Source organism: Methylotenera sp. (assembly GCF_029945535.1).
GTDB lineage: Bacteria > Pseudomonadota > Gammaproteobacteria > Burkholderiales > Methylophilaceae > Methylotenera.
The window spans coordinates 1-13,714 of sequence record NZ_JAQSCU010000015.1 but is presented as its reverse complement, the minus strand read 5'-3'; the positions used below and the strand labels follow the sequence as shown (position 1 = coordinate 13,714).

At 39.2% G+C, this 13,714-nt stretch carries 16 protein-coding genes; 6 read left to right on the top strand and 10 right to left on the bottom strand.

Annotation, left to right across the window (positions count from 1 at the left end):
• Positions 1-39: 39 nt before the first annotated feature.
• A complete protein-coding gene (locus PSU72_RS11560; RefSeq protein WP_300432692.1) occupies positions 40-846 on the bottom strand; it encodes an N-6 DNA methylase in 807 nt (268 codons plus the stop codon).
• A gap of 229 nt (positions 847-1,075) precedes the next feature.
• Between PSU72_RS11560 and PSU72_RS11555 the strand changes: the two genes are divergently transcribed.
• On the top strand, positions 1,076-1,750 hold the full coding sequence (locus PSU72_RS11555; protein ID WP_300432691.1) for an SOS response-associated peptidase: 675 nt from the start codon (positions 1,076-1,078) through the stop codon (positions 1,748-1,750).
• 54 nt (positions 1,751-1,804) lie between these two features.
• Here the strand turns inward: PSU72_RS11555 and PSU72_RS11550 are convergent, their stop codons facing one another.
• The gene (locus PSU72_RS11550) at positions 1,805-3,205 is read right to left on the bottom strand and encodes an exonuclease domain-containing protein (protein WP_300432694.1); all 1,401 of its coding nucleotides are present in this window, start codon (positions 3,203-3,205) and stop codon (positions 1,805-1,807) included.
• 173 nt (positions 3,206-3,378) lie between these two features.
• Between PSU72_RS11550 and PSU72_RS11545 the strand changes: the two genes are divergently transcribed.
• The gene (locus PSU72_RS11545; protein WP_300432689.1) at positions 3,379-4,002 is read left to right on the top strand and encodes a translesion error-prone DNA polymerase V autoproteolytic subunit; all 624 of its coding nucleotides are present in this window, start codon (positions 3,379-3,381) and stop codon (positions 4,000-4,002) included.
• Between the two features lie 71 nt (positions 4,003-4,073).
• Here PSU72_RS11545 and pqqA read toward each other — a convergent pair whose 3' ends face one another.
• Positions 4,074-4,145, bottom strand: coding sequence for a pyrroloquinoline quinone precursor peptide PqqA (gene pqqA / locus PSU72_RS11540; RefSeq protein ID WP_012777389.1), 72 nt, complete (start codon positions 4,143-4,145; stop codon positions 4,074-4,076).
• Positions 4,146-4,265: 120 nt separating this feature from the next.
• On the opposite strand from pqqA, the gene PSU72_RS11535 reads away from it, so the two are divergent.
• Positions 4,266-5,573: a Y-family DNA polymerase gene (locus PSU72_RS11535; RefSeq protein ID WP_300432688.1), complete on the top strand. Its 1,308-nt coding sequence runs from the start codon at positions 4,266-4,268 to the stop codon at positions 5,571-5,573.
• A gap of 7 nt (positions 5,574-5,580) precedes the next feature.
• Here the strand turns inward: PSU72_RS11535 and PSU72_RS11530 are convergent, their stop codons facing one another.
• The 7 genes from PSU72_RS11530 to PSU72_RS11500 all read right to left on the bottom strand — a co-directional run bounded on the left by PSU72_RS11530 (position 5,581) and on the right by PSU72_RS11500 (position 10,301).
• Entirely contained in the window at positions 5,581-6,681 is a 1,101-nt protein-coding gene (locus PSU72_RS11530) for a PEP-CTERM sorting domain-containing protein (RefSeq protein ID WP_300432687.1), read from the bottom strand.
• A 300-nt stretch (positions 6,682-6,981) separates the two neighbouring features.
• The gene (locus PSU72_RS11525) at positions 6,982-7,446 is read right to left on the bottom strand and encodes a hypothetical protein (RefSeq protein WP_300432686.1); all 465 of its coding nucleotides are present in this window, start codon (positions 7,444-7,446) and stop codon (positions 6,982-6,984) included.
• Positions 7,447-7,532: 86 nt separating this feature from the next.
• Positions 7,533-7,985, bottom strand: coding sequence for a hypothetical protein (locus tag PSU72_RS11520; RefSeq protein ID WP_300432684.1), 453 nt, complete (start codon positions 7,983-7,985; stop codon positions 7,533-7,535).
• 74 nt (positions 7,986-8,059) lie between these two features.
• The gene (locus PSU72_RS11515) at positions 8,060-8,452 is read right to left on the bottom strand and encodes a hypothetical protein (protein WP_300432683.1); all 393 of its coding nucleotides are present in this window, start codon (positions 8,450-8,452) and stop codon (positions 8,060-8,062) included.
• A gap of 709 nt (positions 8,453-9,161) precedes the next feature.
• Positions 9,162-9,407 carry a hypothetical protein gene (locus PSU72_RS11510; protein ID WP_300432682.1) on the bottom strand — a complete coding sequence of 82 codons (246 nt, stop codon included), beginning with the start codon at positions 9,405-9,407 and terminating at the stop codon, positions 9,162-9,164.
• Positions 9,408-9,722: a hypothetical protein gene (locus tag PSU72_RS11505; RefSeq protein WP_300432680.1), complete on the bottom strand. Its 315-nt coding sequence runs from the start codon at positions 9,720-9,722 to the stop codon at positions 9,408-9,410.
• Positions 9,723-9,740: 18 nt separating this feature from the next.
• Positions 9,741-10,301 carry a hypothetical protein gene (locus tag PSU72_RS11500; protein ID WP_300432679.1) on the bottom strand — a complete coding sequence of 187 codons (561 nt, stop codon included), beginning with the start codon at positions 10,299-10,301 and terminating at the stop codon, positions 9,741-9,743.
• 82 nt (positions 10,302-10,383) lie between these two features.
• On the opposite strand from PSU72_RS11500, the gene PSU72_RS11495 reads away from it, so the two are divergent.
• From PSU72_RS11495 to PSU72_RS11485, 3 genes are all read left to right on the top strand, one after another.
• Positions 10,384-10,614 carry a helix-turn-helix transcriptional regulator gene (locus tag PSU72_RS11495; protein ID WP_300432678.1) on the top strand — a complete coding sequence of 77 codons (231 nt, stop codon included), beginning with the start codon at positions 10,384-10,386 and terminating at the stop codon, positions 10,612-10,614.
• A 414-nt stretch (positions 10,615-11,028) separates the two neighbouring features.
• Positions 11,029-11,367, top strand: a complete 339-nt coding sequence (locus PSU72_RS11490; RefSeq protein ID WP_300432677.1) for a hypothetical protein — start codon at positions 11,029-11,031, stop codon at positions 11,365-11,367.
• A 262-nt stretch (positions 11,368-11,629) separates the two neighbouring features.
• Positions 11,630-13,492, top strand: a complete 1,863-nt coding sequence (locus tag PSU72_RS11485) for an EAL domain-containing protein (RefSeq protein ID WP_300432675.1) — start codon at positions 11,630-11,632, stop codon at positions 13,490-13,492.
• The last annotated feature ends 222 nt before the right edge of the window (positions 13,493-13,714 follow it).

Sequence of the window (13,714 nt, the reverse complement as noted above, 5' to 3'; positions counted from 1 at the left end):
AGGGTGGGTCAATTTTAAATGCAATTGGTGGGTCAGTTATTAATGCAATTCAACATCTTGACCATAAATTTTATCTACGTTTGTTGCTTCACGCTTTACACGTAGTAATAGTGAGCCACTGCCACACGTTGGGTCATAAACGCTCTTGAGGTTCTTATTGTTCGCTGTCACTAGCTTGGCGAGTAAGGTTGATACTGGTTGCGGTGTATAGAACTCACCAGCTTTTTTACCTGCACCACTAGCAAACTCACCAATTAAATACTCATAAGCATCACCCAAGACATCTGCGGTGGCATCACTCAGGTTGAAATCAATTTTATCCAAATGTACCAGCACCTTAGCCACTAGGTCATTCTTCTCTTTTTCAGTTTTACCAAGTTTGGATGAGGTTAAATCTAGATCTTCAAATAGGTTTACGAAATCATCGGCACTATCCGTCCCAAGAGTACTTTGCTCAATGTTTTTAAGTATCTTAGTTAAGTCACCTAAGATGAAGTTATGGCTTGCACCTTCATTGTTAGAATCTAATTGGTTACTGCCTTTCATTGCAATTGCATGGAACATTTCAGATGGCTTTAAGAAGTAGCCAAGTTCATTGACTGCAGCATCCTCTAAAGCATTAATGTAGGCTTGACCTTCTGATGTGGCTTCATTGATTTCAGCGAACTTGAAATTTTCTTGTGCCAACTCACTATCAGCAAAACGTTGTATTTTTTCTGAGAGGTATTTGTAGAAAATAAAACCTAAGATGTAATCCCTGAACTCGTCAGCACCCATCTTGCCACGTAATGTATTTGCGATATTCCAAAGCTGTTGCTGGAGCTGACGTCTTTGTTCTTCTGACATGGTATTTTCTAAGTTGTTTTGTGGGGATATGATAATACAAAGCGGCAAGATTAAAGAAACTGAATGTATTTATTGTTCCATTTCAGACTTTCAATTTTGTTATTTTAGGTATTTTTCTTTTCATATCTTTAAGATTATCGTAGGCTAAACACATGTCCTAGATACCTGCTAACGATTAAAAACTAAAGTGCATTATTTTAAATAAATTAAATGACTGAGTTAAAAGTGAATGTGCAGTAATTTCCAACCAATCAAGAATCATCACGCTAACTGGGTAAAGCAGCACTTTAACTGCGATCTACCAAACGCAGAGTGGCGTTCAGAAGCTTATCCGACTTATCCAGTCCCATTTGTCTATCTTGAAAATGGACAACCGCGCTGTGAGTTAGCTCAGTTTGGTCTTGTTCCCCACTGGGCCACTGACAAGAAGAAGTTCGGACTAAAAACTTACAATGCCAGATCTGAAACAGTCCATGAAAAACCTAGCTACCGAAATGCATGGAAGGAACGCCGATTCGGTTTTGTGTTAGCAGAAAGTTTTTATGAACCAAATTGGGAAACAGGAAAGGCTGTTAGGTGGCGCATAAAAAGAGCCGATTCTGAGCCAGCTGCTATAGCGTCAATCTGGGAACGTTTTATAGACAAAGAAACTGGAGAGATCATTTTCTCTTTTTCAATGCTGACCATTAACGCCACTGGTCATGAAGTCATGAAGCATTTTCATAAGCCAGAAGATGAAAAGCGCTCAGTTGTTGTATTGAGCGAGAGTGAATATCAGCCTTGGTTACATGCTAATCAAGATGAAGCTAAATCTATGTTGAATTTAGCACCAAGTGGATTTTTAATGAGTGAGGCTGCGTCGCTAGCCAAGTCTGGAGATAATCAAAGTACGCTTTTCATTTAGCCTCCCTCAAGGCTTGATAATTCAAACTCCTGAGTAAATACATTTCTTAGATCGCTAGTCGAAATGTACTAATTTAACTTTTGGTTTATTAATCTCTTTAATGAGTAACTTGTAAGTATCTAAATCAAATTGCAACTCACTTGTGTTGTCGACATTAAACTCATGCATTTCAGACTCATCTTTTACAGAACCGATGTGCACCCAATGTTCAAAGATGTGCATTTCTGATTTGTCATTGAATTGCTGATGTTCATAAATGCCAATCTTGCCTTTAAATGGCCAAGTCTTAAGTCGATGTGACATCATCGCTTGCTGAAGCCTGATGTAATGCAGTTCTGCTGATTCCTTACTCGCACAGACCCCTTTGCAACGTTTAAGTTGGTGTGCGAAACATGCGCCTTTACCTGTTTCCAATCCAAGCACTCTAGGACATAATTGATGTTGATCTGCGATATTACGCAATACCTCAATGGCCTGCCGCTTAGATCGAAATGTACCAAATAACTGACCTAGCTTCTCTGGTTGTATTTCATCAACTTGTACAAGTGTGGTTAAAGGATGTTGGTTTGCATCTGAAGCAATACGCCAAGAACACAATTTACGCTCACGTCTTAGTTGTCGGTTATAGATTGGTTGGCGCTCTTTGATGAGTTTTGATTCAAGCATCAAGGCACTGAACTCCCCAGCAGTTTCAATCCATTCGATATGTGTGATTTCTTGAGAAATACGCATTTCTTTTGTGGAGGCATGATCGCTACTGAAATGAGATAGCACTCGTTCTCTAATATTGACGCTTTTACCAATATACAGAGGTAGACTTCTGCTCTCACCAAAAAAAAGATACACCCCTGATGTTTCTGGAATGTCATCAATCTGGACTGCATCTATACCAGAAGGTAAGCTTTTTGAGCCTTTGAGTAATTGTTCTGCAGTTTCACGTATTTTGCTAATACCAAGCTCTTCAGTTGCTGACTTTAGAAATCCAACCATCATTTCAACATCACCCATGGCGCGATGACGTGCTTGGCAAGTTAATTGGTGTCGGCTAATAATTGCATCTAGGGCATGACTACGATGTTGTGGGTATAGCTTTCTGGATAACTTGACTGTGCATAATACATTCTGGCGCAAAGTGATGCCAATACGTTTAAATTCACTCTTTAAAAAACCATGATCAAAACGCACATTGTGTGCGCATAAGATCGTATTTTCTAAGTAATCTAATAGATCACCAGCAACCTGCTTAAAGGTGGGTGCGTTCGCCACCATAGCATTCGTTATGCCAGTGAGTTGCTGAATAAAGTCTGGGATTGCAACTTCAGGATTAACAAGGGTTTGCCAGCGTGACACTTCTATTCCATCTTCAAAGCGAATAAGTGCAATCTCTGTAATGCGATCTTTTAGTGGCGTTGCTCCTGTAGTTTCAAGGTCTAGAAATACATAACTCGGTAACATTGCAATACTCATTAATTAATAACTATTAAACTGACTAGTGACAAGCGCATAAATTCATATTGTTTCTTGAGTATTGTTGTTGAGTTAACGGTGTTTCTCTAAATTGGACGGTAGAATTAAGTCTTTTTAATTCTTTGTATACATTTTACAGTAATTATTGTTACAATAATTATATGCACTCTGAAAACTCAAATATTAACAAAATCGCTCCTCGGAAGAACCGCAAAGGTGCTGGCAGAAGAATTGGCACGGGTAAGTTCCGCGAACCTACAACTGTTGTCCGAGTTCCCGCTAGTCAGACACCTGTTATCAAAGACTTTTTGGCAGCCTACCAACGTAAAAAGCTAGTGAGCAATATGGATATTGTTGGTGAGATTACTTTGCCAGCGCTAATTACTCTTTCAGTTAACTTACCGTTATACAGTTCTAAAGTATCAGCTGGTTTCCCTAGCCCAGCCGAAGAACATGTTGAAAAACGCTTAGACCCCAGTGAGTTTTTGATTGACCAGAAGGATGCTACTTTCTTCGTCACTATCCAAGGTTACTCAATGATGGACGTCGGCCTATTGCCTAAAGATAAAGCCGTGGTAGACCGCTCTAAAATAGCTTCTATCGGGGATATTGTTCTGGCCGTCCTCGATGGCGAATTTACCATTAAAACCCTTAGCCGCAGCAAAGAGGGCAAGGTCAGATTATTACCTGCTAACTCTACGGGAGCATACTCACCCATAGAAATTACAGAAGAAATGAATTTTGAGATATGGGGTGTGGTAACAGGTTCATTCAGGCGGTTTTAATCTACAATCGATACATACAAAAAAGCCCAGTCAAATCTGACTAGGCTCTGTGATTTTGCTTATGAAGCTGATTACTTGTTCATTACGTACATTGTTACTTCAAAGCCAAAACGCATTTCTGTAGCTGCTGGTGTAGTCCACATAATATTTCTCCTAGAGTTAAAACTTTGAACCGACAACATGTCTTGTTCGTATGTATGCATTATGCGCTGACATCAAAAACTAACCCTGTTGTAGTTCATGAATAGTCCCTCAGTAAAATCATGAAAGAAAATCACATGTTTGTTCCACCAGTCTCTCGCAACATCGCCCTAATAGACGTCAATAACTTCTATGTGTCCTGTGAACGTGTGTTTAATCCTAAGCTGGTTGGTAAGCCTGTGGTGGTGTTATCTAACAATGATGGCTGTGCGGTAGCACGAAGTAATGAAGTCAAAGCCTTGGGTGTTGGCATGGGTGCGCCTTGGTTTAAATTTAAAGATTTGGCAAAGCAGCACGGCATTATTGGTTTATCAAGTAACTACGCGCTATATGCAGATATGAGCAACCGTGTGATGAGCATACTCAGGGAATACAGCCCAGACCAAGAAGTCTACTCCATTGATGAATCCTTTCTTGATTTAACGGGGTTTCAATCACGTGACTTAGTGCAGTATGGACAAGATATGCGTAAACGTATTCTGAAATGGACAGGGCTACCTGTATGCGTGGGTATTGGTTCAACTAAAACACTTTCAAAACTAGCCAATCATTGTGCTAAGAAACGACCAGTGTTTAACAGTGTGTGCAACTTCAATACTATGTCCCCTAAAGATTTAGAGGATTTACTCGGCCAAGTAGAGGTGGGAGAAATATGGGGTGTAGGCCGAAAACTTGCACCAAAGCTACAGGCATTGGGGTTCAATACGGTATTAGATTTAAAACGTGCCAATCCAGAAAGATTACGTCAACAGTTTAGCGTAGTTATGGAAAAGACTATCCGTGAATTGAATGGCACGGTATGTATTGAACTAGAAGAAATCAGCCCAGCCAAGAAACAGATCATTAGCTCTAGAAGCTTTGGCTATCCAGTGCGCGATTACAATAGCCTTGCTGAATCAATCACGCTGTACATGAGTCGTGCTGCAGAGAAGTTGCGCAAACAGCAATCATTTGCTGGATCAGTCTATGTGTATATCAGAACCAGTCCATTCAAGCCAGATGACCCATTCTATAGCAACGGCCTGACCATTCCATTGTCCAGCCCTACCAACGACACTATGCAACTCGTTAATGTCGTCCTATGGGGTTTAAAGCAGATCTATAAGCCTAACTATAATTACGCCAAGGCTGGTGTGATGTTGGGGGAGATTGTTCAAGAAGAAGGCGTTCAAACAGATTTGTTTTCTCAGATACAAACCTCTCCAAAATCAACAGCGTTAATGACTGCAATGGACAACATCAATCTTAAGATGGGAAAGGAATCTATTAAGTTGGCTAGTGAAGGCTTTAAGCGACCTTGGAAAATGAAGCAAGAAAATAAAAGCCCAAGCTACACTACTCGCTGGGAAGATAACCCCACTATCTATTGATATTCATTTAATCTGATTTATTTATTCTGCGTCGACGTACCAAAAATCCTAGCACTCCTAATCCAGTAAGTAGCATTGCATAGTTTTCTGGTTCAGGTACTGGGGTGACTGACAGTAGAAATGCTTGTCTGCTGATACCTAGGCCAGAATTGGAAGCCGAGCCAACAATCCAGCCGCTGTCATTAATACCATTGGCTTCAACTAATACCCATCCTGCATTTATAGTAGCGTCATCAAGAAAGCTGTTAAGGTCTGAAGCTACACCGTTACTCCACAATGTCGCATGTTGAGCATCGTATCCTGCTGTACTGGCCCACCCAACCACTTGACCGATATTATTGATCGCATGAGCCTGACTGAAAGTTCCACCTAGCGTTCCAAGATCAGTCGCAGCTGTACCATTCCACAAAGCAGCATGAACTCCTGAGTTTCCAGAAATCACTGAGTAACCTACTACCTGCGCAGAGTCATTGATTGCTAAACCCCAACTATTAATTCCACCCAATGTCCCAAGATCAGTTGCTATTAAACCGTTCCATAGCGTGGCATGAGTAGCAGCCATGCCTAATGTATCGGAAGATCCAACTATTTGCCCTAGGTTATTGATGGAGGTAGCGATGCTACCACTTCCACCCAATGTACCTAAGTCTGTTGTTGTACTGCCATCCCAGATGGTTGCGTGAATATTTCCATTATTGCTCCCAGCATAACCAATCACTTGACCTGAATTACTTATTCCTGAGGCTAAGGTTGAAACCCCAGCCAGAGGCACACCCAAATTAGTTACTAATCCGCCGCTCCACATTACTGCGTGACTAGCGTTTTCAGCATAGTAAGATCCAGCCACTTGACCTAAATTGTTCAGACTAGAGCCAACCCCTTGGCCAAGGTCGGTAACTGTTGAGTTACTCCATATGGTTGCATGCAAACTTCCGTCATTATCATAGACTGACCCAGCTATCTGCCCTAAGTTATTGATGGCATTAGCGTCACTACCTGTGCCATTTGGCATGGCTAATTCAGTAAAGTGGTAGATAGAGGCATTAGCCTGTGTAGCTAACGTAGATAAAACTGCCACAGCAACTAAATTCAGAATAGATTTATTCATATTTTTAAGATTTAAGGACTCTAAGATTAATTTAGGAAAGACAATTGGGGATGCTTATCGTTGAAGATACCCTTTAGTCATGACAGCCGTAATTATTAGATATAGTCCAGTTGGCTTATAGGTTATGAATAAGTAGCAGTAACAAACCTTTCATCTAGCAAGGTTTGTCGTTGGTTTGTAATATCAAATGAAAGTCGGAGAGATATGCGATGCCTAAAAAAGGCAGTGCCTTAGTCTTGATTTTTCAGCATACATCAAGAAAGGAGGCTATATTTTAGGTACGTAATTTACTGTTGTAAGTTACTCGCCATAAAAATTTTTAATCAATATAGCGGACTCATCTTCGGTATTGTTTATAAACATATTTGCGTACTTGCTGGAATATAAACCGATAAGCGCTTGATCAAAGCAATCACTTGCATTGCAATTTTCTTGAGTTCTCCATGGCTCTTGTTTGATCCACGCACTTACTTCCTCATAAGTTTCCATCTGATTTAATAAGTCAGTCACTTCGTTTCTATTTTCGCAGTCGGATGCAAACTGCTGAAGCTGCCACTGTTTAATTACCCATCTAGACTTGCCACTTAATTCAGATATATTAATCTGAGGAATAATGTTTTCAGCTTTATCACCATCGTAACCTAAGTAACAGATTGACAGTTTGATTCCTACTAAAAAGCCAGATTCTGGTATGTCAAACTCACTTGTTAACTCAAGTGTTTTTTCAATCTTACCAATTAACCTTGCTGGTTCAATTTCTGTCATAAGAGGAAATTCCTAACATTAGAGTTTAAAAACCGATTTAGCGCATCGCGCCTGATGGATGGATTAGCCCTACTAAGCATTAATACCTACAATCTTTTTGTAATTACCATTTTCAAACCCAAAGTGCTTGATACAGCGCTTAGCATGGTTAAAACAAAGAAACCTAAAGGAGGACTGTTTGGGAGAAATAGCGTTTGATTTAAAGTAACTATTACTAGCGATAGAGTCACGAATACTAATAAAGTAAAAACTAGAGGGAATGGAAGAAGGTTTGTTAAATACTCAGGCTTAAAGCGATGCAAAGCCATTGCTAAAAAGACAGTACCAAGAATGGGAAGTATAGCTGTCAGAAAAGATAATACAATAAACACAAAACCAAAAAATAATCCAAAGATTAAAACAAAACCTGTTGAGTCATTAATCATATCTTTCCACATTGCTGCACTTGGAAACAAGCTATAAGTATATGGTAGAGCAAAGCCCGCAAGAAACCCGTGAATCGCGCCACAAACAGCAAGGTAAATAATTCGGAATTGCATATTAACGGCTAATTTTTAAATTAAGGAGCCACCCATAGGCGTCGCACTTGATGGATGGGTTAGACATTAGATAGTTAAAAGTTAAAGAATGCAGAGTGTTCAACCTGTTGCCCTCCATACGCATAGAACTTATAAACTATTAGTGCTTCTTTCAAAACAGTTAATATTTCCTGTCGACTACGCTTGAAATCTTCAGGTATGAATAGATATGGCAAACTCCACGTAGTGCTGAGTTTTCCATATGGAGTACCTTCACTTGTCCATTCAAGTCTTAAAGTAAGTAACTGTCCATCCCAGTAGAGTGCGTGTCGTGGTGTTTCCTCTGGTCCACCACTTTCAAGATGGATGAAAAAAATTTTTCTTTCTCTATCAATTACCCAGCTATACTGGAGTTCTAACATATTTCTGTGATACGTTAAGTTCCTTAGTGCCTCAAAATCATATTGCTTGGCATCTTCATTTGACACTCGTTCTCTTATGAATCCCATTACTTCTGCCTAACGTTTGAATTTAGGAGCGCCGTTAGGCGTCCCGCTTGATGGATGGGTTAGGGTAGATTTAAATATTTTCATTAATAGGGTCAAGTTTTGCTGAAACTAAAAATACTACTAATAAAGGTACTGCAGTACTTAACGCACCAAGGTACGGACGCAGTAAAAATGAAAATAAAACTGTGGGAATGAAAAGAAGCGCAACAGTTTTTAAGTCGAACTTAAATCGAATTTTCTGACTGCAATGGGGGCAAAATTTGACTTTGCCAAATTTGTTCATTGCTTTAGAAAAAAAGCTAACTTTGTTATCACAGTGAGGGCATTTCATAGTAAGACTCTAACAATAATTAAGCGGACAATTGCATCCGAACAATCATATTGTGAATGTTAATTGTGACAGGTTGTTTATCTCCTCAAATCAAGTGCAAGCGCAAACCATCTATCAAAAGCGAATTTTTGTGAATTGTCTGTTGGCGCGGTTTAATATTTTGGATTGATCCACAAAAGCAATGCTAGAAACAAAGCTATAAAAATAATAAGTGGTGGGCAAGGTAAGGGCTTTAATATGGCTTGATAACTCGACTTATGCGTATAAATTAACAAGCATGACTTTCACTGAATTTATGTACTTTAGCAACACTAGTGCCTGCGCCAATCTTGATGATAAATAAGCGTGTTACTTTAATTAACCTTGAGTAGATTCAACTGCGTCACAATCAATCTTTAGATCAGTAGGTTGGAATTTTATGGCTGTGTCGTTCGTATAGATAAAAATTATATGGTCAAACTTCCAACATACTTTCTCGTTGGTGTTATCTTTCTTTTTCCAGATGCCGAACATCATGACCTCATCATCACTAGCTGAACGGTGGCATCCAGTCACCGCCATGAGTTCGATCTTTCCTTGATACTCAATACAGGCTTCACTCATTCAAGCTTCCTCTTCATCATCAAACTCAGGTTTAATCGCACGCCAGTCAACAGCAGAATTAAACTTCTCCAAAGCATTTTCACATTTAGAAAAGTATAGATCTGAATCCCAAGTTGAATATTCACGATAAAGGCCAAAGCTAGGATACGAACCTAAGTCATGATCCAGCCAGAATGTTCCAAGCTCACATTCGTCAGGAGGGTTACCACAAGCATGGAGCAGGTACTTTTTGGCTAAGTCGTGGCACAACAGAATCCAAGGTTCATCATCTGGCATTTGACCACAACCAAAACTCCCTAAATCATCCCAAGCCATTTATTAAAGTAGTTATTACTAATATTGCCTACATCTTACCGATGGACCAGATGAACTAATAAATTCATGCTGCTGCTCGCATGTGATATCTAAATTTTTTTGAGTTGTTGGTACTGAAACTGATGGGCTTTCTAATGACTTCATTCTAGATTGTAAGTACTCTTGTTCAATTTCAAAAAGTTTATTTTCGGCCTGATTCTCACGCTCCATCATTTTGAGCAAATTTTCTTTTGCATTTACTGAATTTATGGAATGAGTGCGAACCTCTGCAAGCAACTGAGTTCTACTGTCCAGCCATCCTTCTATCATGTTTATCATGCGTTTTGCATGTTCCCGACTATATTCATTTGGATTATTACTTGCGGTCTCTATGAAATCTAATTTTCTAGCTTCAAGGTTAGTTTTATTGCATTCAATTACTGAAGAAATTGTCTTATTTAGTTGCATATTACAAACTTGACCAGCATAAGCGCTTTCTACTGAACAAGTTATAGCAGCCAAAAGGACTAGTACTGCGACTAATGTATTTTTCAAAATCAACCTTCCAGTAAATATTGTGTTGTTATTAATTAAATTCATCCCACGAAATTAATTCCTATAACTGTGGGTGGCTTGAATCATATCTCAGCTCCAGTATTTCTCCTATAACTGGAGGAAATAATTGGACGCTGCTAAAGCATTTGGAATCGTAGTTAGAAGGCTTAGAAAAGAAGCTGGATTGTCACAGGAGCTTTTAGCGGAAAAGGCTTACTTGAGAAGAACTTATATCAGCATTCTAGAGCTTGGGGATCAGCAGCCGAGCTTATCTACCATTATCAAAGTGGCTGAAGGATTAAGTATGCCAGCGCATGAATTAATTGCTCAAGTCGAAGTAATGATTTCAAGCGAGTAAATTGACGTCTAATTTCACAAGTAGACCATACAGTTATCAGACATTAATCTTCATCGCAGTTTACCGAGTTCATAAATCGTATCTGCACCACTTTCACAAGCCTCACCAATAACAAAGCTACCTGTTGTTAGTTGTATTCCAAAGATCACGCCAACGATATCGAGTCACGGAACACTTTATGCAAGTATTAACAATACTTTGAGGGTATCAGTAGTCACTTTATTGCCTCACTATGCTGTTGGAAATTAGTGACATGATTATCCCCAATAGATTAATAGTGAGAAATCAAACTAGCTAATAGATTTCTTTTTGACTGTATGCTTCATGACAACCAATATTAAGTGACATTTTATTAATGTGTATAATTGATTACTATAGTTATTGGCTGCAAGATTTAGCTCATTAAGCAAAGTTATGCATACTCCCACTAAGCTAGTTTTCAAACTAGTCAAATACGATATTGATTATATTCAGTTTAAGGTTTTTTATCAGGTGGCTGAGGATAAATGGATTGCCAATGGTGTGGCTTGGTTAAAAGCTGATAATACGATTGCCTACTATATCAGGAGCTTGAATTCAAATTTGGATCCCACAAACGATGTGTCTAATCTTTATCAACAGAAAGCTTATTTGACCGAGCATGACTATAGCCTCAAATTCTCTAGTCAATTACTTGAAGATTTTACGCTTCACAATACTAGGCTAAGTTTAGCCAAGCGCCAAAGAAACAAACACTTTTCGTATAAGTTGTAGCAAAAATTAGAGGCTATCTCGGATTTAGCGGACAACTGCTACTGCTCCTCTGCAGAAGTACTTTGAATTTGTGATTTGAATGCTTTTCATATGTTATTTCCGATCTTAGAAAATAACACCTCATGCAATCATACCGCACCAGCAGAATTTGTTAATTACAACTAAGTTTGAAGATACCCTTCATTTTTGATGCTTAGGCTAATTCTGTTTAGTTGCTGTTACTGCGAGAGTTAAATTCTAATCAATTATCAGGGATCGACAAATGTTACCCACTTCGGAAAATCCTAGCGGCCTACTTACAGCTATTCGTATTCAACATTCGATTTCTTCTGATAATGGTTCTAAAGCGCCCATAAACGAATCATCACTCAATCTTTTCAATCAAGCATGGTTAAATAGACTTGATGATAATCCAACAGTAATACGTCTGCTTAATAATGTACCTCCTATCGATGAACATACACTTTGTTTGTTAGTTCTTGAATTATTCCAGAAGCAGCCCTCGCTCTTTGCTGTTCCTGTCGTCAATCATCTTAACCATCCAGTAGGCATTGTAGAACGCAATTCTTTTGTCGAAACCTTTATTAGGCCTTATGCAAAAGAACTTAACGCAAAGAAAACTATTGCTGATTTCATGAATAAAACACCAGTGATTGTTGATAAGGAAACTTCGATAGACGATATTGCCAGAATCATCGTCGATGCTGGGATGCAGCATATGGTAAGTGGATTTATTGCGACTGATGAAGGTCAATACCTTGGTATCGCTAATGGCCATAATTTATTAACCGAGATTACACAGCGCAAGCAAGCCAATCTATTTAAACTGGCACACTTTGATCAACTGACTAAACTGCCCAACCGAGTTCTTTTTCTAGATCGATTAAATATGGCGATCATTCAATCCGAACGTCAACAAAGCCAAGTTGGGCTGCTATTTATTGACTTGGACAAATTTAAGCATTTTAACGACTCGATGGGTCACAGTTTTGGCGATGAGCTACTCATTGCAGTCTCAGAGCGTTTAATTGAATGTGCAAGAGAGAGTGAAACGGTTGCACGCTTATCTGGTGATGAGTTCACCATCCTTCTGGACAATGTGAAGAGTCAGGCTGACCTAGATGTTTTATGTAATCGCATTCTTGATTCGATGAAACAGCCTTTGCGAGTCATGGGGCGCGAAGTGTTTATCACAGTGAGCATTGGGTCTGCTATGTGTCCGAGCGATGATGACAAGTCTGCTGGTCTATTGGTGAAAGCAGATGCCGCAATGTATGAAGCCAAGCGCAGTGGTCGAAATGCTTATCGCCATTATGTTACAGGTATGAATTTATACTCATACGAAAGAATGACACTCGAAACAGACCTTCGTATGGCTTTAGAACGCAACGAGTTTGAGTTGTACTATCAGCCACAAGTATTGCTATCATCAGGGAAGGTTGTCGGTAACGAGGCTTTGATTCGCTGGCGACATCCACTGCGAGGATTATTACCTCCAATACATTTTATTGAACTTATAGAGGAATCAGGACTAATTGTACCTATCGGAAAATGGGTCATTGAAGAAGCCTGCAGACAACAAGTGATTTGGATGAGGAGTGGTCTAGAGCCAATGTGCATGTCAGTGAATATTTCTGCTATGCAGTTTTATCAATCCGATTTCTGTGAAATGGTTAAATCTATCGTTATTGAGAGTGGTATTCAGCCAGAACATTTGGAACTAGAACTGACTGAAAGTGTGTGCATGCATGATGTAGGTTCAGTGCTTATTCCTTTACAAGAACTGCATGATTTTGGTGTCAAACTTGCTATTGATGATTTTGGCACGGGATTTTCAAACCTTAGTTATCTTAATAAATTCCCAATTGACCGTCTGAAAATAGATCAATCATTCATCCGACATATTGAAAGTGAACCAGTAAACATTGAGATTGTGCGTGCGATTGTTGCCCTAGGCCGAAGCATGTCATTAGAGTTAGTTGCTGAAGGAGTTGAAACGGACAATGAAATGGATTTAGCTGAGTCCTGTGGTTGTGAATTTGTACAGGGCTATCGATTTTCAAAGCCGTTGCCAGCCGATCAGCTTGAATTGTGGCTATCAGACTTCAGTAAAAAAAATTCCTGACTCTTCCTAGATATCATTATAGCTGTGAGATAAAAGAAGAATACTAAGCTTTATTTGCAATTTCAGTTGAATGGTATTTTTGAGGGGATCCTGTAACTGTCCCAATCGCATCTATTTCACCTTTAAGCTTAATTCGATTTAAATTATCTATTGGTAATGCAACGAAGAGTTTAATGCGATTCTCTAAATACCTACAGCATCTTTGGAACACTTCCAGTCTTT

Bases quoted from the DNA above. Each gene is read 5' to 3' on its own strand.
- PSU72_RS11485 (WP_300432675.1), top strand. From the start codon at position 11,630: ATGTTACCCACTTCGGAAAATCCTAGCGGCCTACTTACAGCTATTCGT.
- PSU72_RS11545 (WP_300432689.1), top strand. From the start codon at position 3,379: ATGCACTCTGAAAACTCAAATATTAACAAAATCGCTCCTCGGAAGAAC.
- PSU72_RS11530 (WP_300432687.1), bottom strand. From the start codon at position 6,681: ATGAATAAATCTATTCTGAATTTAGTTGCTGTGGCAGTTTTATCTACG.
- PSU72_RS11500 (WP_300432679.1), bottom strand. From the start codon at position 10,301: ATGAATTTAATTAATAACAACACAATATTTACTGGAAGGTTGATTTTG.
- PSU72_RS11555 (WP_300432691.1), top strand. From the start codon at position 1,076: ATGTGCAGTAATTTCCAACCAATCAAGAATCATCACGCTAACTGGGTA.
- PSU72_RS11550 (WP_300432694.1), bottom strand. From the start codon at position 3,205: ATGTTACCGAGTTATGTATTTCTAGACCTTGAAACTACAGGAGCAACG.
- PSU72_RS11535 (WP_300432688.1), top strand. From the start codon at position 4,266: ATGAAAGAAAATCACATGTTTGTTCCACCAGTCTCTCGCAACATCGCC.
- PSU72_RS11525 (WP_300432686.1), bottom strand. From the start codon at position 7,446: ATGACAGAAATTGAACCAGCAAGGTTAATTGGTAAGATTGAAAAAACA.
- PSU72_RS11560 (WP_300432692.1), bottom strand. From the start codon at position 846: ATGTCAGAAGAACAAAGACGTCAGCTCCAGCAACAGCTTTGGAATATC.
- PSU72_RS11510 (WP_300432682.1), bottom strand. From the start codon at position 9,407: ATGAGTGAAGCCTGTATTGAGTATCAAGGAAAGATCGAACTCATGGCG.
- PSU72_RS11520 (WP_300432684.1), bottom strand. From the start codon at position 7,985: ATGCAATTCCGAATTATTTACCTTGCTGTTTGTGGCGCGATTCACGGG.
- PSU72_RS11490 (WP_300432677.1), top strand. From the start codon at position 11,029: ATGCATACTCCCACTAAGCTAGTTTTCAAACTAGTCAAATACGATATT.
- PSU72_RS11505 (WP_300432680.1), bottom strand. From the start codon at position 9,722: ATGGCTTGGGATGATTTAGGGAGTTTTGGTTGTGGTCAAATGCCAGAT.